Here is a 22,034-nt window from a genome sequence, read left to right as displayed (position 1 = left end):
AATGACGTTCGGTCGCGTTCCAGCGATCCAGTTGCTGCTGATCCTGTTGTTGCGGGAACAACTCGACCAGCGTCCGTGCCGGCGTTGCCACCAATGCGTCCAGCAGGGCACACCATTGCGCGCTCCAGCGCTGCATCGTCAATGGGTCAAACAGCGCCGCCTGGTATTCCAGCGCGAGGATCATGTCGCTGCCATCGTCCTGGACTTCCCAGCTCTGTTCGAACTTGGCGTCGATCACCGGCAGTGTCTGCTCCTCGATGTTCAGGCCCGGCCATTGGCTGCTGTCCATGCGGCCGTGGTTGAGGGAGAACATCACCTGGAACAGCGGCGTGCGGTTCAGGTCGCGACGCTGGGCCACGGCGCCGACCAAGGTGGCGAACGGCAGGTCGGCATGGGCCTGGGCGGCGCGCAAGTCGGCTTCAAGGCTGGCCAGCAACTGCTCGGCCGGGGCCTGTTGATCGACTTCGCTGCGGATCACCAACGTATTCACCAGACACGCCAGCAGTGCCTGGGTTTGCGGCTGGTCACGCTGATCGGCCGGGGTGCCGAGGCGAATATCACGCTGACCGCTGTAGCGCGCCAGCAAGGCGCTCAAGGCTGTGGCCAGTACCACATAGGTGGTGCTGCCGCGTTGACGGGCGAACTGACGGATCGCCTCAGCCCGCTGAGCGCCGAGGCTGACCGTCAGCAGTTGGGCGCGACGATCCGCTTCGGCACCGCGTGGATGGTCCAGGGGCAGATCGAGCTGGTAGTCGTCTTGGCCGAGGTGATTTTTCCAGTAATTGAGGCTGTCATTGCGTCGAGCCTGGGTGTCCGGATGCTGCTGCCACAGGGCGAAGTCGACATAGTCGACGTCCAGCGCGGTCCAGGCAGGCGACTGTCCGTTCAGGCCGGCGCTGTAGGCCTGGGCCAATTCGTCGATCAGCAACTGCATCGCCCAACCGTCGGTGGCGCTGTGGTGCAGGCACACCAGCAACAGGCTTTCGTCGCTGCCTTGACGTTGCAACAGCTGCGCACGCCAGGGGGCGGCAGCGGCCAGGTTGAACGGTGCCATCAGCTCGTTCTGAGCATCGGCGCACGCCGCCGCCCAGTCTTGTGTGGCGACCGAAGTGACCGCGAGCACCGGGCCCTGATCGTCGATCAGCAACTGTGGTTCGCCTTCAACTTCGACGATGCGGCTGCGCAGTACCAGATGACGCTCGCTGACTTGCTCGAATGCCTCGCGCAGGGCCTGAACCTGGAGCTTGCCACGCAAGGTCAGGGCGAACGGCATGTGATATTCACGCGAATCCGGCACCAGACGGCTGAGCATCCAGAACCGCTGCTGCGCCAGGCCCAGCGGCAACTGTGCCGGACGCGGCTGCGCGGTGATCAGTTCACCCGGCATCGCCGCGCGCAGATGGCCGGCCAGCGCCGCCACCGTCGGCTGGGCGAACACCAGCGCCAACGGCAGGCTGGCGCCGAGGCGTTCACGGACCCGGGCGACCAGTCGCGTGGCCAGCAAGGAATGGCCGCCGAGGTGGAAGAAATGATCGTCGATCCCCACCAACGGGCATTCCAGCACTTCGCTGAACAACTCGCACAGCACGGTTTCAGTGGTGTTGCGCGGCGCTCTGCGTGGCTGGTCGCTTTTGGTTTCCGGCAATGGCAGGGCGGCCAGCGCCTTGCGATCGAGTTTGCCGTTGCTGTTGAGCGGCAGGCTGTCGAGTTGCACCCACAGGCTTGGCAGCATGTGCGACGGCAAGTTGTCGCTCAATGCCGCACGCAGCGAGGCTTCTTCGGCATCACCGCACCAGAAGCTCACCAGACGCTGATCAAGCAGCAACGTGGCCGCGTCGCGAACGCCGGCCTGCGCCAGCAGTTCAGCGTCGATCTCCCCCAGTTCGATCCGTTGGCCACGCAGTTTCACCTGATGGTCGAGACGGCCGAGGTATTCGATGTTGCCATCGGCGAGGAAACGACAGCGGTCGCCGGTGCGGTACAGGCGGTCACCGTCGATGAACGGGCTGGCGAGGAAACGTTCCTCGGTCAGGTCCGTACGTTTCAGGTAACCGCGCGCCACGCCGACGCCGCCGATGTACAACTCGCCGATGCTGCCGATGGGCAATGGCTGCATGGCTTCGTCGAGGATGTACAGGCGCAGGTTGGCGATCGGTTTACCGATCGGCACGATCAGATCGTCCACCGAGCAACGCCATACCGAGACATCAATCGCCGCTTCGGTCGGGCCATAGAGGTTGACCAGTGCCGCCGGGTGCTGGCTCATGAAGCGCCGCACCAGATCCACCGGCAGCGCTTCACCGCTGGCAAACACCTGGCGCAGGCTGCGGCAGTCGACCAGGCTTGGCTCTTCGACAAACGCGCGCAGCATCGACGGCACGAAGTGCAGGGTGGTGACCTGCTCTTGCTGGATCAATTGGCTGAGATAGGCCGGGTCGCGATGGCCGTCCGGGCGAGCGACCACCAGCGTGGCGCCGGTGATCAGCGGCCAGAAGAATTCCCACACCGACACGTCGAAGCTGTACGGGGTTTTTTGCAACACGCGGTCATTCGGGCCAATCGGGAAGGCGTCCTGCATCCAGTGCAGACGGTTCATCAAGGCGCCGTGTTCGTTCATCACGCCTTTCGGTTGGCCGGTGGAACCGGAGGTGTAGAGCACGTAGGCCAGGTCGCTCGGGCTGACGCTGATCGGTTCACCGCTTTCTGCTTTTGGCAACGCATCCAGCGTCCAGGCGTTGTGCCCGGTCGGCAAACGCGCCAGCCACTGCGCTTGAGTCAGGGTGACCTGGGCGTCAGCGTCTTCAATCAGAAACGCCAAACGCGCCGCCGGCAGTTCCGGATCCAGCGGCAACCACGCCGCGCCGGCATGCACGATACCGAGCAAGGCCACGACCATTTCCACGGAGCGCTCCATGCACACCGGGACGATGGCGCCGCTGCCAATACCGGCCGCACGCAAGGCGCGGGCGACGGTTTGCGCACGCTGATCCAGTTCGGCATAACTCAGGCGCTGGCCTTCGAACACCAGTGCCGGGGCGTTGGGGCTGAGGGCCGCTTGTTGAGTCAGGGCCGTGTGCAGATTGGTCGGGCCGCTGTAATGACGTTCGGTCGCGTTCCACTCGACCAATTGGCGTTGACGCTCCGGCACCGTCAACGGTGACCAGTCGCCAAGGCGGGCCTGGGGAGCATCGAGCATGGTTTCGAGCAATTGTTGCCATTGCGCCAACCAACGGCGGGCCGTGGTTTCGCTGAACAGCGCGCTACGGTATTCGAGCAACACCGACAGCACCTCGCCGTCATGCACTTCCCAGTTCAGATCGAACTTGGTCGCCTGAGCGGTTACCGCTCGTTCGCGGACCTGCAATTGCGGCCAGTGACTGGCTGAAGTGTCGGCGTTCTGCATCACGAACAACACCTGGAACAACGGTGTCTGAGCGAGGCTGCGTTCCGGCGCCAGGTGTTCGACGACCTGATCGAACGGCACGTCCTGATGCTGCTGGGCGTCCAGCACGTTATTGCGCACCTGGCTCAGCAGGCTTTCGAAACTCAGCGCTGGGTCGAGGTCTGCGCGCATCACCAGTGTGTTAACGAAGCAACCGATCAGTGGCTGCAGTTCGGCCAGCGGACGCTGGGCAACCGGGCTGCCAAATCGCACGTCGCGCTGGTTGGCATAACGTCCCAACAACAGCTGCGCCGCACTGAGCATCAGCATGTACAGGGTGGCGCCGCGTTGCTGGGCGAACTGCCGCAAGCGTCCTGCCAGTTCTGGCGGCAGTTGCAGTTGTACCGCGCCGGCAACCGGGTCGAGCTGGTTTGGCCGTCCCTGTTCGGTGGGCAGGTCCAACAGGTAATTGCCGTCTTCCAGTTGCGAGCGCCAGTACTCCAGTTGACTGCGGAACAACGCCTGCTGCCCTGATTCACGCTGCCACAGCGCATAATCCGGGTATTGCAACGTCAGGTTCGGCAGTGTGGCGACGGAGCCTTGGCATTGCGCGGCGTAGAACTGCGCGAGTTCATCCAGCAGGTTCTGGCTGGAGGCATCGTCGGTGGCGCAGTGATGCACGGTCAGCAACAGCAACGCTTGGGCGCGGCCGCTGCGTTGAATCAGCGTGGCGCGGATCGGCGCTTGGCTGGCAAGGTCGAAACGCTGCCCGGTTTCGGCGTGGATGGCCTCATCGGTCAGCTGTTGCCAGCTGTCGTCGGTGGCCGCGTCCAGTGCCGTCACGTGCAAGGTGAGGTTGACCTGCGGTTCGATGATCAGCGCCAACTCGCCATCGGTCTCACGCACAATGCGGCTGCGCAGGATTTCGTGGCGTTGAACCACGCTGTTCAAGGCGGATTGCAAGGCGTGGGTGTTCAGCTCGCCGTCGAACTGCACGGCGCTGACCACGTTGTATTCGCCACCGCCGGCGCTCAATTGTTCGAGGAACCACAAGCGTTGCTGTTCGAACGACAACGGCAAACGGGCCGGACGCGCCCCCGGGACGAAGGTCGCCTCGGGGGCTTGCAGCGGCTCACCCAACAGGGCCGCCAGCGCGTCGAGCGTCGAGTGTTCGAACACTGCACGCAGCGGTGGAACCGTGGCGAACTGTTGACGCAAACGAGCAAACAGCACCGCCGCCAGCAGCGAATGACCGCCGAGGTAGAAGAAGTGACTGTCACGACCGATCTGGGTCAGCGGCACGTTCAGCAGCTCGGACCACAGGGCGGCGAGTTGCTGTTCGGCGAGGGTGCGCGGTGGATCCTGGGCATCGGGTTCAGCCTGGATATCCGGGGCAGGCAGGGCCTTGCGGTTGAGTTTGCCGTTGTCGGTCAGCGGCAACTCATCGAGCAGCACAAACGCTGACGGCACCATGTAGTCGGGCAGGGCGGCGCCGATGGTTTTGCGCCAGGCGTTGATGTCGGCCTGCTGGTCGCAGGTGACGTAAGCCACCAGACGCTTGTCGCCGGGCACGTCTTCACGGGCCAGCACGACCGCCTGACGCACACCCGGTTGGGCGCCGATCAAGGCCTCGATTTCACCCAGCTCGACGCGGAAACCACGGATCTTCACCTGATGGTCCATGCGCCCCAGGTATTCGAGTTGGCCGTCAGGGAGCCAGCGCACCAGGTCGCCGGATTTGTACATCCGTGCACCTGCCAGCAGCGAGAACGGGTCTTCGATGAACACCTTCGCGGTCTGTTCGGCTCGGTTGAGGTAGCCTTGGGTCACGCCGGCACCGCCGATGTGCAGTTCCCCCGGCACGCCGACCGGCATCGGATTGAGGAAGGCATCGAGTACGTACGTGCGCACGTTGGCGATTGGCCGCCCGATGATCGGACGCTGCGGGAAGTCATCGACGGCGCAACCGGTCGCATCCACCGTGCATTCGGTCGGGCCGTACGTGTTGAAGAAGCGGCTGCCGGCAATCGACGGCAGGCGCTGCCAAAGCTGCGCATCCACCGCATCGCCACCAAACAGCACAAAGCGCGGCAAATACACTTCGCCGCGGCGCACGCCGTCACTTTCGAGCAGGGCCTTGAGCTGCGCCGGGGTGCATTCGAAAGCATCCAGGCGGGTTTCACGGAAAAACTGCGCCAGGGCCTCAGGGGCGTAGCGCACGTCTTCCGGCGTCAGGTACAGGCTGTGACCGTCGAGCAGCAAGATGAGCTCGGCCACTGAACTGTCGAAAGCAAACGAATAGTTGAAACTGGTGCGCATCGGCTGATCGGTATAGCGGCGATACAAGCCATGGATGCGCGCCCACGCCAGGTTGACCACCGAGCCGTTGGTCACCAGCGTGCCCTTGGGCTTACCGGTCGAGCCGGAGGTGTACATGATGTAGGCCAGGTCATCGGGACCGGCCAGTGGCGTGAGGTTGTTATCCGGCTGATCGGCGAACAAGGCCGCGTCACTGTCCAGCCGCAGGCGCGGCAGTTCGGCGCCCAACTGTTCCAGCAAGCCTTGCTGGCCGAGGAACAACGCCGGTTGCGCGTCTTCGAGCATGTACGCCAGACGATCCACCGGGTAGGTCGGGTCCAGCGGCACATAGGCGCCACCTGCTTTGAGGATGCCGAGCAATCCGATCAACAACTCCAGCGAACGCTCGACACACAGCGCCACCGGACGATTGGCGACCACACCGCGACTGCGCAGGTAATGCGCCACCTGGTTGGCCCGGCGGTTCAGTTCGGCGTAGCTCAGGCTGCGACCTTCGAAACACAGCGCGTCGCGCTCCGGGGTGCGCTCGGCCTGCTGTTCAAACAGTTGGGCGAAGGTCAGGTGCTGTGGCACCTCCATTTCGGTGCGGTTCCACTCAACCACGGTACGCTGCCATTCCGCGGCCATCAGCAGTGGCAGGGCAGCCACCGGGCGTTGCGGCTCGGCGAGCATTTGTTCGAGCAAGTGCTCCAGGCGAGCGAGGGTCTGGCGGGCGCTGTCGGCGGCGAACAGGTCCAGGGCGAACATCAACTCCAGTTGAATCGGCGCATTGGCCGGGCACAGCACATGCAAATCCAGATCGCATTCGGAATGCTTGAGCGGTGTGTCGAGGGCTTCGAACTCCAGCCCCGGGAAGCGCAAGCGCGATTCCATGGCCAATTGCTGCGCGACCATCACTTGATACAGCGGCGCATGGCTGAGGCTGCGTGGCAGTTGCAGGCTGTCGACCAATTGCTCGAATGGCAGGTCTTGATGCTGCAAGCCTTCGCGCAAACGCTTGGCCACCTGACCCACCAGCGCGGTGAAATCGGCTTGCGGTTCAAAGTCGGCGCGGATCGCCAGGTTGTTCAGCAAAATGCCGAGCAGGCCTTCGGTGCCCGGTTGTTCACGGTGGGTGACCGGGGTGCCGATCAGCACCGTGGCATCGCCACTCAAACGGTGCATCAACACCGCGAAACCGGCGAACAACACGGTGAACGGTGTGGTGCCCAGGCGACTGGCGAAGGCTTGCACCCGGCCACTGAGGTCGGCACTGAGTTCTCGCTGTACGATCCCGGCACGGTAAGTTTGCATCGACGGCCGTGGATGGTCGGTCGGCAGTGCCAGCAACGGGCTGCCTTCGCTGTTGCGACGATCCAGCGTGGTGGTCCAGTAATCGAGCTGGCGCTTGAGCTCGGCACCTTGCAGGTGTTCGCGCTGCCACAGCGCGAAGTCAGCGTATTGCACCGGCAAGGCCGGCAGTTGGGCGGGGCCGCCGTTGCAACGGGCTTCGTAACCCAGGGCCAGTTCGCGCAGGGCGATGGTCGCCGACCACGCGTCAGAGACCAGGTGATGCAGGGCGATACCCAGCACGTGTTCACCCGGCGCCACACGTAGCAGACGCGCCCGCAGCAGCGGCGGTGAAGTCAGGTCGAACGGTTGCTCAAAGGTTTCTTGCAGGGCATTGAACTGCGCACCTTCACGAGCCGTCGCGCCCAGGCCTGACAAATCATCGAACGGCAATGCAATGTTCAGCGAATCACTGATGTGCTGGCTGGGCACGCCGTCGGTGCTGCGGATGCCGGTACGCAGGATTTCATGACGCACCAGCAAGTCATTCAAACTCGCATGCAGCGCTGCGACGTTGAGTTCACCTTTGAGGTGCAGGGCGAAGGGGATGTTGAACAGCGTCGTGCCCGGCGTCAGTTGCTCGATGAACCACAGGCGCTGTTGCGAGAACGACAACGGTAGCAGCGCTGGACGGACCTGGGCCTTTGGCACGCTGATCGCGGTGGCTTGTGGTGCGGCGGCGTCAGCCTGGCGCGCGGCGATGGCGACGGCCAGCAGCGCTACTGTCGGTTGTTCGAACAGCACCCGCAACGGCAGGTCGAGTTTGAAATGGCCGCGCAGGCGCGCAACGATTTGAGTGGCCAGCAACGAGTGACCGCCAAGGGTAAAGAAGTTGTCTTCCACGCCAACGGTATCGCGACCCAGCACCTCAGCCCAGATTTTCGCCACGGCGGCTTCCAGCTCGTTGCGTGGCGCGATGCTTTCCTGAGTGTCGGCTTGCCAGCTCAATTCCTGGGCGGCCAGGGCCTTGCGATCGACCTTGCCGTTGTTGTTCAGCGGCAAGCGCTCCAGGCACACGAACGCGGCCGGCACCATGTACGGCGGCAATTGTGCGCGCAGGTGTTCGGTTAGCCCGTCGTTGCCCAAAGTCTCGTCATGGGCCGACCAGTAGGCCACCAGCCAGGCTTCGCCCACGTTGTTTTCGCGCAGCAGCACGGCGGCTTCGCGCACGTTCGGGTGCTGGGCCAGACGGTGTTCGATTTCCGTCAGTTCGATCCGGTGGCCACGCAATTTCACCTGCTGGTCGCGGCGGCCGAGGTATTCGATCACGCCATCGGCACGCCAGCGCCCGAGGTCGCCGGTGCGGTACAGGCGACCTTCCAGCTGAGGATGGTCGATGAACGCATCAGCTGTGCGCTGCGGATCGTGCAGGTAGCCGCGGCCGACACCGACGCCCCCTACACAGATTTCCCCAGCCACACCAATTGGCACCGGCCGCAGGGCTTCATCCAGCACGTACAAGCGGTTGTTGGCGGTCGGCTGGCCGATGGGCATATGGTTGACGTTAGCGTCCGGTGCTTCGAAGATCGGCTGGAAGGCCACGTCGTCGGCGCATTCGGCCGGGCCGTAGGCGTTCATCAGTGCGATGTCGGGGAAGCGTGCAAACCAGTCCCGGGCCACGGTCGGCGGCAGCGCTTCACCCGTGGGCAGCACCCAGCGCAGGTCGGGCAGTTGCAGATCGCACGGGCACAGCGCAAGCAGTGTGCGCATCAGGCTGGGGACGATTTCCAGCACACTGAGGCGTTCGCTGGCGATCACTTGCAGCAGGCGTTGTGGGTCATGCGCCACATCGTCCGGCAGGATATGCACCGTGGCGCCCAGTACGGGCGCGGCGAGGAATTGCCAGACGCAAATGTCGAACGCCACCGAAGCGGTCTGTGGAATCCGGTCTTCGGCGCTCAAGCCCAGCGCCGGCACTTTGCCGAAGATGTTGTTGAGCATGCCCCGTTGTTCGATCATCACGCCTTTGGGCGTCCCGGTCGAACCCGAGGTGAACAGCACGTAGGCCAGGCTGTCCGGGCTGCCCGCCAATGGTAGCGGCGTATCGTTGCCACCGGTCCAGCAGGCTTCGGCGAACAAGGCCTTCGGCGCCTGATCGAGGTCGCTGAGCAACTGATCGAGCAGCGCGCTGCACCCTTCACTGGCCACCAGCAACGGTGCGCGGGACAGGCTGAGGATTTCCCGCAGGCGTTCCGGCGGATGATTGACTTCAAGCGGCAGCATCGCGGCGCCGGCCTTGAACACGGCAATCATCATGGTCAACAGCGTCAGGCCACGCGGGGCCACCAGCGCAACCAGTTGATCTTCACCGGCACCGGCTTCGCGCAAGGCGTGGGCCAGGCGAGTGGACCGCTGATCCAGTTCGGCATAGGTCAGCGACTCACCGTCGCAGATCGCGGCAATCTGCCCGCCGCGTTGGGCGACCTGGGCGGCAAACAGTTCGGCGTAACTGTGATCCAGCGGAAAGTCGTAGGGATTGACCGCCCACTCACCGAGCAGTTGCTGACGCTCATCGGCAGCCAGCAGTTCGAAACTGCCCAGCAACGCCTCCGGTGCGGCAAGCATGCTGCGCACCAGGCTGGCAATGTGGCCAAGCAAGCGCTGCACGGTCGGTGCCTCGAAGCGCTCGCGGTCGTAAGACACCCGAATGCCTAGCTGCTCGCCGGGCAGGATCACCACGGTCAAGCCGTAGTGGGTGTGCACGCTATGGTCCATGCCTTCGAGGCTGAACTGGAAACCGCCTTCCAGAATCTGCTCGTCGATCGGGGCGTTTTCGAACACCAGAATGCTGTCGAACAGGGTTTCGCCCCGGGGGAAATCGCTCCAGCCTTGAATGTCAGTCAGGGGCGTGTGCTCGAAGTCGCGCATGTCGACGTTCAGCCCTTGCAGCGCACTCAGCCAACTGCCCAACGGTGCTTGCGGGTCCACTGACACCCGCAGCGGCAAGGTGTTGATGAACAAGCCGATCATCTCCGCCACCCCGGTCAGCTCTGCCGGACGACCGGCGACGGTGACGCCGAACAGCACGTCCCGTTGACCGCTATAACGTGACAACAACAGCGACCAGACACCCTGGAAGAAGGTGTTCGGCGTGATCCGGCGGCTACGGCAGAATGCTGCCAGAGCCTGGGTTTCTGGCTCGGTCAGCTGAATCAACTGATCGTCCACCAGCACCGCGTCGGTGTAGCGGTCGCGGGCCACGCCGTTGTCCACGGTCAGTGGCGTCGGTGCATTCAGCCCTTGCAGCTGACCGCGCCAGAACTGCTCGGCCTTGCCGGCGTCCTGGCGTTGCAGCCACTGGATGTAATCGCGGAACGGGCGCGGGCTCTTGAGCGCAGGCGTGCGGTCGTTGCACAGCGCCTCGTAGACTTTGAGGAAGTCCACGGTCACCAGGGAAATGCACCAGGCGTCCATCAGGATGTGGTGGAAGCTGCGAATGAATTCGTAGGACTCATCGGCCAATCGCACCAGGCGAAAGCGAATCAGCGGCGGCTTCGACAGGTTGAAACCGACTTTCTGCTCGTCTTCCAGCAACGTGCGGATCCGCGCTTCCTGTTCGTGTGGGGCGAGCCCGCGCAGGTCAAGGGTGTCCAGCGGCACCTTGACCTCGCGATGGATCACTTGCACCGGTTGCTTCTGGGTTTTCCACTGGAAACTGGCGCGCAGGGAAGGGTGCAGCGCCACCACCTGGCGCCAGGATTCAAGGAACGCCACTTCATCAATGGCACCGCCGATGCGGTAGCGATCCTGCATCAGGTACACGCCGGAATCTTCGTGCAGCAGGGAGTGGAACAGCATCCCTTGCTGCAACGGCGACAGCGGGTAGATATCTTCAATCGGATTGGCGGTGGTTTTTTCGGTGGTCATTGAAAGCGTCCTGCAAAAAAAGGGGCAACGGCGATGGCGCGGCGGCGAGGGAAACCGGTCACAGGTCGGCTTCGTTCAGTTCAGCCATCAGCGCTTGCATTTCGTCATCGGACATACCCGAGGCGCTGAACTCGGTGCTGTCGGCTTGCGGCTCAACGGCAATGGCGGCCAGCGGCTGGGCAACTTCAGCCATGGCTGCGATGGTCTGGCGCTCGAACACATGTTTGGCGGAGAGCGCGATGCCTTGTTCGTGGGCCTGGGCCACCACTTGCAGGCTCAGGATCGAGTCGCCGCCGATGGCAAAGAAGTTCTCGGTGACGCTCACGGTCGACAGCTTCAAGACCTTGGCGACGATCGCTTGCAGGGTGGTTTCCAGCGCATTGCGCGGTTCTACGTGGGCGCCTTCGTCGAACTGGTCCGGGTCGGGCAATTGGCGAGTGTCGAGCTTGCCGTTGGGCGTGCGCGGGAAGGTCGACAGGGTCAGCACCCGGGCCGGCACCATGTACGACGGCAGGCGTTCACCGAGAAAGCGCTTGATCGCTTCCGAGTCCGGCGCGTAGCCATGCGCCGCCAGAATGTAGGCCAGCAGACGCTTGCCGGCGGCGTGCTCCTGCACGATCACTGCGGCTTCGCGCACATCGCTATGGCTGCACAGTTGACGCTCGATTTCCCCGAGTTCGATGCGGTAGCCGCGTAACTTGACCTGATGGTCCTTGCGGCCCAGGAACGCCAGGCGTCCGTCCGCCAGCCAGCAGGCCAGGTCGCCGGTGCGGTAGGCGCGGGTGCCATCGACCAGGGTGACGAAAGCCTTGGCGGTTTCTTCGGGTTTGTTGCGATAACCCCGCGCCAGCGTTGGGCCGGCGAGGACGATTTCGCCCGGTTCGCCGATGCCGCTGGTGACGCCGTGTTCGTTCAGTACGCGCAGGTCCATCCCGGCAATCGGCCGGCCAATGGTCAATGTCCGGCTCGGGTCCAGCACTTCATAAGTGGCCCAGACCGTGGCTTCGGTGGGGCCGTATTCATTCACCAGTCGCACGTGGGGCAAGGTCTTGCTGTGCTGGGCAATCAACGATGGCGGGCAGGCTTCACCGGCGACAATCCAGCACTCAAGGCTGTCGGCCGCCCCGGCGCGCTGCAGTTGGTCGAGCAGTGCTTGATAGAGCGACGGCAGCGACAGACCGTGGCTGACCCGATGCTGGGCAATCAACTGCGCCAGACGGGCCATCTCCAGCTCTTCGCCTGTCGCCGGCAATACCAGGCGCCCGCCCTGGGCCAGGGTCCAGAAAATCCCGGCGACCGAGCTGTCAAAAGCAAATGAAGACAACAGCAAATAAGCGCGTACAGGCACTTCATAAGCGGCCATGCGCACTTGGGTCGAGAAACTCAGTGCACCGTGGCTGACTTCCACGGCTTTCGGTGCGCCGGTGGAACCGGAGGTGTAAATCAGATACGCCAAGTCGTCTGCACCGGGCATCGGCAGAGGCGACAGGTCGTTGGTGTTGGAGATCGTCAGGTTATCCAGCACGAAGCGTTGCAGGCTGGCGGGCACGCTGTCGGCCAGCTCGGCGCTGACCACGATGTGTGCAATGGCACTGTCGGCGAGCATGTAGGCGCGACGATCCGCCGGGTAGGTCGGATCCACCGGCACATAAGCGCCACCGGCCTTCAATACCGCAAGCATGGCGACGATGGCGGCGTTGCTACGGGCGAACAGAATGCCGACGGGCACGCCCGGACCGATTCCGGCCGCCACCAGTTGATGGGCCAGGCAAGTCGCGCAGGCATCGAGCTGGGCGTAGCTCAGGTCGCCGTCCTTGTCGCTGAGGGCGATAGCGTTCGGCTGCTGCTGAACCTGACGGGCAATCAGCTCGACCAGGGTCACCGGTTCAATCGACGGCACGCTCGGTTGGGCACCGATAATCTGTACCTGAAGCGGTCCGTTCAGTGGCAGATGAGCCCAGGCTTGTTGCGGTTCGGCCAGCGCGCCCAACAGCAGTTGCAGCCATTGTTCGGCGAGACAGGCTGCCGCTTCGTTGCTTAACGTGTGGCGGTCGTAAACCACTTGAACGCGCAGGCTATCGGGCAATTGACGGACGTCCAGGCAAGCCTTTGCCGGGCTCATTACTGCGCTGGCATGACGCTCTTGGATATCACCCGAGCGCCAGGCAAAGGCATAACCACCCGTCAGATCCTGGGTGTAGTAGTCCTGCCAGCCAGCCGTGCGTACGATCATCGCGCCGACACGCTGACTTTGTTCCAGCAGGGTCGTCTGAGCATCCAGATCGATGCGCACCGGCAGGCACTGCTCGAACAAACCCAAAGCGTTTTCCAGTTCCGGGCCACGGCTTTCGTGGATCAATGTGATCGGGACCTGCTGCTGGCCGGCGAGTCGTCCGAGTACTGCGGCCCAGGCTGTCAGCATCAGGTTCGAGGTCAGGGACGGATGACGGGCGAGATCGCTGGGCACTGCGATCGCTATATGTGCCGGCGAAAATCCACTACCGATGGTGGATTCAAGCGACAGCTGCAAGGTCGGCTGTTCGGTTTCGCTCAATGGTTTCCAGAAGTTCACGCCCGGATGGTCCGGCTCGTCTTCCGTCAGGCTCCAGCGCCACTCGGCGTAATCGGCGTATTGCAGCGCTTCGGACAGGTCGGGGTGGGTGTCTTGCAGCAATACGCCCGCCAGCAGTTTCAGGCTGGCGAGGTCGAAGTGGCTGCTGGCGGCGGCCAGGTCTAGCACCGATTGTTCGTTCGACAGTTGCACCAGTGTCACGGCGAGCGGATTGGTCCAGTCGCGGGCCTGCGTGGCAAGGCGGGTCAGCTCGATTTCCTGTTCGGCGCAGCTGTGCTGACGCAAGTCCTGAACGGTCACGGCCAGTGCGCAGTTGTCGTGAATCACTTGCACCGGGTGGCGCAGGCCCGGCACCGGCATCAGGCGCGTGCGCAGGATTTCACTGTCGGCCATCAATGCCAGTAGACGGCTGTTCAGCGCGTCGACATCCACCGGCCGGGATAACGACCACTGTAAATGGCAACTGAACGGATGTTCGACCGCGTCGTTGATGTGCGGGTACACCGATGCTTGTTGCGGCGAAATACGAAAACCTTGAAGTCCGCTCATGTTCAACTCGACTAAAAATGGGGCTTGAAACCGGGCCGCGACCGCGGCGCCGAGGCTCGCCGGACAGATGTCAGGCAAGCCTGGCGAGCAATGGGTGCGCCCGCTGAAAGTCAGACGGCGACGTCACTCTGCAGCAGGGCTTCGGCCATGCCAGTCATGATTGCGCGCTTGCCGGTGAAGGGTTCACGACCGTGTACCGCGAGCATGTTGTCGATGAACAACACGTCGCCCTGCTGCCAACTGAACCGCACCAGCGAGTCGAGGTAGGCTGCTCGCAGGGACTCCAGTACTTGCGGTTCGATCGGTTCGCCGTCGCCATAAAAGGTGTTGGTGGGCAGGTCGAGGTCGTTGAAGTTGCTTTGCAGCGAATCGCGGATCGCCGGGGGCAGGGTGCTGATGTGGAAGAAGGTCGCGTGGTTGAACCAGACTTCTTCACCGGTACGCGGGTGACGTACCACCGCCGGCCCGCGCTGGCGGGTGCGCAAGCGGTTGTTTTCTTTCCATTCCACTTCGATGCCAACGCTGGCGCAGTAGGTTTCCACTTCACTGCGGTCTTCGGACTGGAACACGGTCTGCCACGGCAGGCCAAAACCGTCGCCATAGTTGCGCACGTACAGCACGCCTTTTTCACGGAAACGTGCTTCGATCTCGGGGCTGATGCTCGCCTTCACGGCACGCGTCGAGCCGATCGGCGTTTCGCCGCCGGTTTCGGAAGGGATATGGCAATAGAAGAACAAACGCAGCGGAAAGCGTGGCGAATAGGAGTGTTCGTTGTGCGGGAAAATCATCTGGTCGGCCGGGTAATCGGTCGAGGTGTAGATGTTGCCGCCAACCCGGGTACGCGGCGAGGCGCGGAACATGTATTCCAGCGCGCCGGGGGAGAGGGCGGCGATCACCTGATCGAATTGCTCCACGGACAATACGGAGAAACCGCGAAACAGCAGGGCGCCGTATTGCAGCAGTTTCTTCTCCAGGCTTTCACGTTCCCGGGTTGCCCAGGCAACCAGATCGACGCCGCTTACCGCCGGTTCGATCACCAGCGGCAAGGCGTGGTCAGGGCTGAGTAAACGCTCGCTGACCAGTTGCTGTTCCGAGACGTTCATGGCTTTGCGGCGCACAGCGCCGAGGGCGCGAGACGATGGGGGCACGATAGACATAAAGGCATCCAACTCGGTTAAAGGGTCAAGGAGCGACGTTTGGTTTGCATCAGCTGGCTGCGCCCGGCCAGGGCCTGGGACTGTTGGCGTTCGCGCTGGAACGTTTGGTCCCATGCGTCGAGGCGTTCGGTCAGTGCCGGCAGCGGTTCGTCCAGCAGGTTTTGGATTTCGCCCAACAGCCGTGTCCACAGGTGTTGCAGGCGCAGGGCACGATCCGGATCGAAGCAGTCGCCGCGGTATTTGAGGGTTGCGTCGATGCCTTCGGTGCCATGCACCAGATCGAGCACCAGGTGGAAATCGCCCGGTGCCTGCGCCACGTCCAGCGCGGTCATGTGCGCACCGGCGATATCGGTCGGTGTTACACGCGACGGTTGATAGTTGAGCTTGACCTGGAACAGCGGCGAGTGACCGGGGCGGCGCTCCGGTGCCAGTGCCGACACCACCAGATCGAAAGGCAGGCCCTGATGGGCATAGGCCAGTCGTGCTTCATCGCGGACCCGCTCAAGAAGGCCGGCCAGGGTCGGCTCACCGCGCAGGTCGCAGCGCAGGGTCAATTGGTTGACGAAGAAACCGATGACGTCGTTGTGTTCCGCCAACGGACGGCCGCTGACATCGGTGCCCAGCAGAAATTGCTCCTGGCCACCCAATTGCTTGAGCACCAGTTGATAGCTGGACAGCAACAGCATGAACAGCGTCATGCCTTGCTCGCGGGCCATGGCTGCGAGGTGTTCGCAGGTGGCCTGAGGCACGCTGAAGTTCAGGCTGTGCTCGCCTTGAGTCTGGCCGCTGCCACCCAGGTCGAGGGTTTGCGCTACATGCGCCAGATGCTCACGCCAGAAGTCCTGTTCGGCGGCAATACGTTGTGCGCTCCAGTGTTCGGCTTCCCAGTGGGCGAAATCCAGGTACTGCACGGGTTGGTCGGTGTCGGTGACACCGGCCAGTTCCGCCAGCAACACTTGCGCCGAGCGGCCGTCGAAAGCGATGTGATGCAGGGTCAGCAGCAGGTCGTGTCGCTCGTCGTCGCGGCTGAGCAGTTGCGCGCGCAGCAGCGGGCCGGTTTCCAGTTCGACCGGCGTGGCGTGTTCATTGGCCAGACAATCGTGGAGTGCTTGCTGTTGCTGCGGCTCGCTTTGATCACGCAGGTCGTGCCAGGTCAGTGGCACGACGCTGGCGGGTATCACCTGTTGCTGTGGGCCATTGACTCCGTCGCGATATACCGTACGCAATATGCTGTGACGGTTAACCAGTGTGTTCAGCCGTAGCGCCAGGGTTTCGACGTTGAGCGGACCTTGCAGACTCAGGCGCAACACCAGGTTGTGCCGGGTGTCGTCCGGGTTCAGCTGGCGCAAGAACCACAGGCGGCTTTGGGCGAAGGATTGGCGACTTTGGCTGACGTTTGCACGGGTGCTCGAGACGCTGGGCGCCGGGGCTGACTCGCTCAGGTATACCTGCAAGGCCAGCGCCCATTCGGCCAGGGTTTGTTCGCCGAACAGGCTTTGGGTGTCGAGGTTCCAGCCCAGATCCTTGTGCAGGCGGGCGGCGAAGTCGGCCACGCTGATGGAGTCGAGGCCCAGGCCGATCAGGCTGAGTTTGAAGTCTGCCGTGAGGTGCGGATTGACCTCGTATAGCGTTTGCTCCAGCCACTGGCGGCACGCGGTTTGCGCCAGATGCGGAGCATTGTCGAGCTGATGCTTTAGCTGAATGAGGTCGATGGTGTTGTTGCTTGAGGCGACCTGCCCACCGCTCTGGGCGATGATGCTCAAGGTACCGGCGGCCAGTTGTTTGCGCGCGCCTTGACGGGCGATCTTGCCGCTGGTGGTCATCGGGATGGTGCCGGCTTCCACCAGTACAATCTGATCAATGCCGCAGTCGGCGGCATCGCGTACGGCGTTTTGCATCGACGCAAACAGCGCCGGGTGATGCGCCGGGTCGACGAACTTGCGTTGTGGCTCGGCGACGATCACCAGTTTCTCGCGGCCCAGCAGCGGGTCCATTTCCGAAAACGCGGCGATACGCCCGGTACGAATGCCCGGCTCGGAATCGGTAATGGCGAATTCGATGTCGTGGGGGTACAGGTTGCGCCCGTTGAGAATCAGCAAGTCCTTGAGACGCCCGCAGATCACCACCTGACCTTCGTGCATGAAGCCCAGGTCGCCGGAACGCAGGTAATGGCCAGGCTCGCCGACAATCTGCGCCTCAAAGGCTTCGCGGCTGGCTTCAGGGTTTTTCCAATAGGCTTCGGCGTTGCTCGGGCCCCTCAGCCAGACTTCGCCGATGCGGTCGTCGGCGCAGCGTTCGTGACTCTGAGGATCGGCAATGGCAATGCTGTGCAAGGCCTGCGGGTAACCGCAGGCGACGAATTCCACGGCGGCGGCATCGGTGGCCGCCAGAGCGACACGACCGGTTTCCAGCACTGCTTTATCCAGGCGAAGCACCACCGGCAGCGCGTCGGCTGGCGTGGCGCTGACGCACAGCGTGGCCTCGGCCTGGCCATAACCGGGACTGATCGCCAATGGGTTGAGGCCGCAAGCGGCAAAGCGCTGGGCAAAGGCTTCGAGGGTGCCGGGGTGGATCGGCTCGGCGCCGTTGATTGCGTGTTGCCAGGCGCTCAAATCGAGCTGGGCAATCAGGTTATCGCTGACTACCCGATTGCACAGGGCATAGGCGAAATTGGGGGCAAAACTGGCGGTGGCGCGGTAGCGGCTCAGCGCCTGAAGCCAGGTCGAGGGCGCATTGACGAAAGTCTGCGACGCCATCAGGTAGCAAGGCATGCCGCTGTATAGCGGGGCCAGCATGCCACCGATCAAACCCATGTCGTGGTACAGCGGCAACCAATTGACCATGCCGCCATGCTCATCGAAACCGTATGCCTGGCGCATCAGTTCGACGTTGGCGATCAGGTTGCGTTGACGCACTTCAACGCCTTTGGGCGTGCCGGTGGAGCCCGAGGTGTATTGCAGAAAAGCCACGGTTGCCCCGTCGACATCCGGGCGTTTCCATTCACTGGCCGGTGGCAGGCCGAGGTCCTGGACGGTCGACACGTCGACCTTGCCTTCCACCAGCTCCATCAAACCCGGGCAATGATCCGCTGGTGCCAGAATCAACGCCGGCTGCGCATCCACCACCACGTTGCGCACGCGATCCAGGTGGCGCGGTTTGCGCGACGGAGGCGGGAACAACGGCACCGCGATCATTCCGGCATATAAACAGGCACAAAATGCACGGGCGTAGTCGAGGCTGCTGGGCAACATCAACAACACCCGATTACCCGGCGCATAGCGCGCTTGCAGTGCCGCCGCCAGCGACTGGCTCTGTTCGTGCAATTGGGCAAAGGTCAGGGTTTCGCCGATCTCGACGCCGTCCGGCAAAAAGTGCAGGGCAGCACGCTGCGGGAAGTGCAGGGCGTTGGCCTCCAGCACTTCGATCCAGTGATTGAATGAGAACATGGTGGTATTCACGCCATGGCAACGATGACTTTGCGGTCACCGGTGTAAGGATTGCGGCCGTGTGCGACCAGTCGATTGTCGAGCATCAGGATGTCGCCGGGTTGCCAGGGAAAGCTGATGGCGGTCTGGCGATAGACCTCGCGCACGGTGTCGAGCACCTCATCGGGAATCGCCGAACCGTCGCCGAAGTAAACATGGCGGGGCAGGTTTTCTTCACCCACCGCGGCGAGCAGGCTGGCGCGCACGCCCGGCTCGATGGCCGATACGTGAAACAGGTGCGCCTGATTGAACCAGACCCACTCGCCGGTATCGGGATGCTGCAAAACGGCCGCACAACGCTGGCGGGTGCGCAGGTCGCCGTCGGCTTTCCATTCCCACTCGATGTCGTTGTCCCGGCAGTAGCGTTCAACCTGGGCGCGGTCCTCGGTGTTGAACACTTTCTGCCACGGCAGATCCAGCGCGCCGCTGTAGTTACGTACATAGAGCAACTCGCGACTGGCGAACAGTTCGCGGATCTCGGCGGGCATGCGCTGGTAGATCAGGCGACTGTCGGCAATCGGCGTTTCGCCACCGGTTTCACTGGCCTTGATGCAGTGGAACCAGATGCGCGAAGGCCATGGCCGGGTGTAGGCCTGCTCGTTGTGCAAGGGAATGAATTGATGGGCCGGGTATTCGGTAGAGCTATAGACCCCGGCGAAGACTTTGCTGCGTGGCGTGGAGCCGAATTCGTAACTGGCCAGCGGTGCGCCGAAACTGGCGGCGAAGCGCTTGAAGTCGATAGGTGTGGCGACAGTGAACCCTCGAAACAGCACGCCGCCAATAGTGGTCAGTGCCTGGGGCAACGTGTCGCGAACCGACGCGTCGAGATCATGAATCGACTGTCCCGGCGTCGCCTGCACCAACACGGGTAACGACTGCTCGTTGCCATCCGCTGGAGCAATGGAGAAAGACTCGGAACGCCCGCTCAGGTGTTCGATTGAGGTCATCCTTGCACATCCTTTTTTATCTTTGTTCGACCAGTCGGGGCGGCTTGGGCAGACCTTGAAAACAGGGCAGAGGTCGCCGGTGCAGAGTTCGACTGGAATGTATTCGCTCTGATACACGGCGGCATATTAGTTGTTAATGAGATGGATTATCAATCTTATTCCTTTAATTTTTTTTTTGAATTAGACTCCGCTCCGCTGGCCCGAATGAGCATTTGACCGGCCGGAAAAACAACAAATATCTGTCGCATGGGAGCGGGGCGTGAATTTCAAAAAGAACACAATTGCGTTGGCTGTGGGGTCGGCGGTGTGCCTGGCTAACAGCGCATGGGCGGCTGAGCAGTCGAACACAATGGAGATCGCTCCGATCACGGTGACGGGTGAAAAAATCAACCGCTCCCTGGAGAAAACCCAGTCGAGTGTCGTTGTGGTGACCGGCAAGCAACTGCGCGAGAAAGAGGACCACGACCTGGTTGATGTGTTCGCCCGTACGCCGGGTGTCTACAACCAGTCCGGCAACGAAAACTGGGGTATTCGAGGCGTGCCGGTATCCGGTTTCGAAGACCAGGGCCCGGCCACGCTCAACGGTGCGGTTTCGGTGTTTGTCGACGGCGCCGTGCAACCGAACCGCGCACTGACCCTCAGCCCTATGCCGCTGTGGGACGTCGAGCAGGTCGAAGTGTTCCTCGGTCCGCAGTCCACTACCCAGGGTCGCAACTCGCTGGCCGGTGCGGTCGTCATCCAGACCAAGAACCCGACTTTCGAACCGAGCCTTTCATTGCAGGGCAACATGGGCAACTACGGTGAGAGCGGAGGGGCGCTTGCCGGTGGTGGCGCGATCGTCGATGACAAGATCGCCGGTCGTATCGCCGTGGATTACCAGGACGGTGACGGTTACATCGACAACATCGCACTCGATAATGATGCCAACCCGACCCGCACCTACAATGCCCGTGGCAAGCTGCTGATCCTGCCGAACGACGATCTGGATGTGCTGCTGACTTACGCCCATGGTGAAAGCCGCAAGGGCGACAACTCGGTCATGCGCGAAAACGGCAAGGTCCGCTATTACGACGTGTCGTCCGACACCAAGGCTTTCGACAAACTCGAACAGGACACCGTCAGCGCCAAGGTGGATTACCGCCTGGACGACAACTGGTCCATTACCAGCCTCACCGCCAATACCCGTTCGGACTATGACTCCCGCCTGGACTTCGACCAGACAGCCGATGCCAACCAGTTCGTTCTGCGCAAGCAGGATGGTGACCTGTTCAGTCAGGAGCTGCGCCTGAACTACACCGGTGACACGGTGAAGAGCTTCATGGGTGTCTACTACGGCCACAACACCAACAACTTCCACGACCGGTTGTTGTTTGACAACGAACTTGTCGGCACCCTCAAGGGCGATACGAAGATAGAAAACAAGGCGGTGTTCGGTGAAATCAACTGGACGTTCGCCCCGCGCTGGACACTGATCACCGGGCTGCGCTACGACCACGAGACGAACGACACCGATATCGAACAGGACGACTTCTCCACCTCGGGAAAAACCAGCAAGTCGTTCGATGCTGTATTGCCGAAGCTGGGTATCGACTATGAACTGGCTGCCAATCAGTACGTAGGCTTTATGGTGCAGAAAGGCTATCGCGGCGGTGGCGTCAATGTTCGTACCGGTACCGGTCACCAAGCTTACGATCCGGAATACACCACCAACTACGAGCTGTCCTACCGCGGCTCGTTCTTCGACCAGACCCTGCGTACCCGCGCCAACCTGTACTACACCGACTGGAAAGACCAGCAGGTCAGTGTGCTGGACACGAACACCGAATTCGTTCACGTGTTCAACGCCGGTCGCAGTGACATCAAGGGCCTGGAAGTCTCCGTCGAGAAGGACTTCACCGAACAGCTGACCCTGATGGCCGGTGCCTCCGTTACCGATGGCAAGTACAAGGACTTCGTCACAGGCGATGGCAGGGACATGAGTGGCGAGGCCTTCCTCTATTCGCCCAAGTACAAGATGTCGCTGGGCGGTACCTATCGCTGGAATGACCGGTTGACCCTGAACACCGACGTCATTTACCAGAGCACCTCGCCGTCGGAGTACGAGTTCGATGACGCGGGTCAAGTCACTGATGAGCGCAAGAGCGACGCTTACTGGCTGGCCAACTTCAACGCCGAGTACAAGCTCACCAAGAACGTCGCCGTATCCGGTTACGTGAAAAATGCCTTCGACAAGGAATACATCACCAACAACCGCGGCGGCGACATCATCGACGTCGGCGCGCCGCGCACGGTGGGTCTGGTTCTGCGTTACGACATGTAAACCCAAGGGCGCGGGGAAGCAGGTTCCTCGCGTCCGGTTTCACGGCTGTCGTTGCCTGATGCGTTCGTTTTCAGGCAGCCCTGTTCCCTTCCAAACACAGCCTCCAT

At 62.4% G+C, this 22,034-nt stretch carries 6 protein-coding genes; 1 reads left to right on the top strand and 5 read right to left on the bottom strand.

The window, feature by feature from the left end; all coding sequences use genetic code 11:
• The 5 genes from PMI30_RS24665 to PMI30_RS24685 form a co-directional block, all read right to left on the bottom strand.
• Positions 1 to 10,897, bottom strand: a 10,897-nt coding sequence (locus tag PMI30_RS24665; protein ID WP_008006589.1) for a non-ribosomal peptide synthetase, incomplete at its 3' end; no start/stop codon positions are given.
• 58 nt (positions 10,898 to 10,955) lie between these two features.
• Positions 10,956 to 14,018: a non-ribosomal peptide synthetase gene (locus PMI30_RS24670; RefSeq protein ID WP_008006588.1), complete on the bottom strand. Its 3,063-nt coding sequence runs from the start codon at positions 14,016 to 14,018 to the stop codon at positions 10,956 to 10,958.
• A gap of 110 nt (positions 14,019 to 14,128) precedes the next feature.
• Positions 14,129 to 15,175 carry a TauD/TfdA family dioxygenase gene (locus PMI30_RS24675; protein WP_008006586.1) on the bottom strand — a complete coding sequence of 349 codons (1,047 nt, stop codon included), beginning with the start codon at positions 15,173 to 15,175 and terminating at the stop codon, positions 14,129 to 14,131.
• Between the two features lie 17 nt (positions 15,176 to 15,192).
• Positions 15,193 to 18,621 (bottom strand): condensation domain-containing protein, encoded by a 3,429-nt coding sequence (locus PMI30_RS24680; protein WP_008006584.1) that lies wholly within the window; start codon positions 18,619 to 18,621, stop codon positions 15,193 to 15,195.
• Between the two features lie 8 nt (positions 18,622 to 18,629).
• Complete coding sequence (locus tag PMI30_RS24685; RefSeq protein ID WP_008006582.1) at positions 18,630 to 19,607, bottom strand: TauD/TfdA family dioxygenase; 978 nt, start codon at positions 19,605 to 19,607, stop codon at positions 18,630 to 18,632.
• Between the two features lie 259 nt (positions 19,608 to 19,866).
• Between PMI30_RS24685 and PMI30_RS24690 the strand changes: the two genes are divergently transcribed.
• A complete protein-coding gene (locus PMI30_RS24690; protein WP_008006580.1) occupies positions 19,867 to 21,927 on the top strand; it encodes a TonB-dependent receptor in 2,061 nt (686 codons plus the stop codon).
• Positions 21,928 to 22,034: the final 107 nt, after the last annotated feature.

Source organism: Pseudomonas sp. GM50, from assembly GCF_000282375.1.
Lineage (GTDB): Bacteria > Pseudomonadota > Gammaproteobacteria > Pseudomonadales > Pseudomonadaceae > Aquipseudomonas.
This window is presented reverse-complemented; position numbering and strand designations above follow the sequence as displayed.

Excerpts from the sequence above, each read along its gene's own strand:
- PMI30_RS24670 (WP_008006588.1), bottom strand. The coding sequence starts at position 14,018 with ATGAGCGGACTTCAAGGTTTTCGTATTTCGCCGCAACAAGCATCGGTG.
- PMI30_RS24675 (WP_008006586.1), bottom strand. The coding sequence starts at position 15,175 with ATGTCTATCGTGCCCCCATCGTCTCGCGCCCTCGGCGCTGTGCGCCGC.
- PMI30_RS24680 (WP_008006584.1), bottom strand. The coding sequence starts at position 18,621 with ATGTTCTCATTCAATCACTGGATCGAAGTGCTGGAGGCCAACGCCCTG.
- PMI30_RS24685 (WP_008006582.1), bottom strand. The coding sequence starts at position 19,607 with ATGACCTCAATCGAACACCTGAGCGGGCGTTCCGAGTCTTTCTCCATT.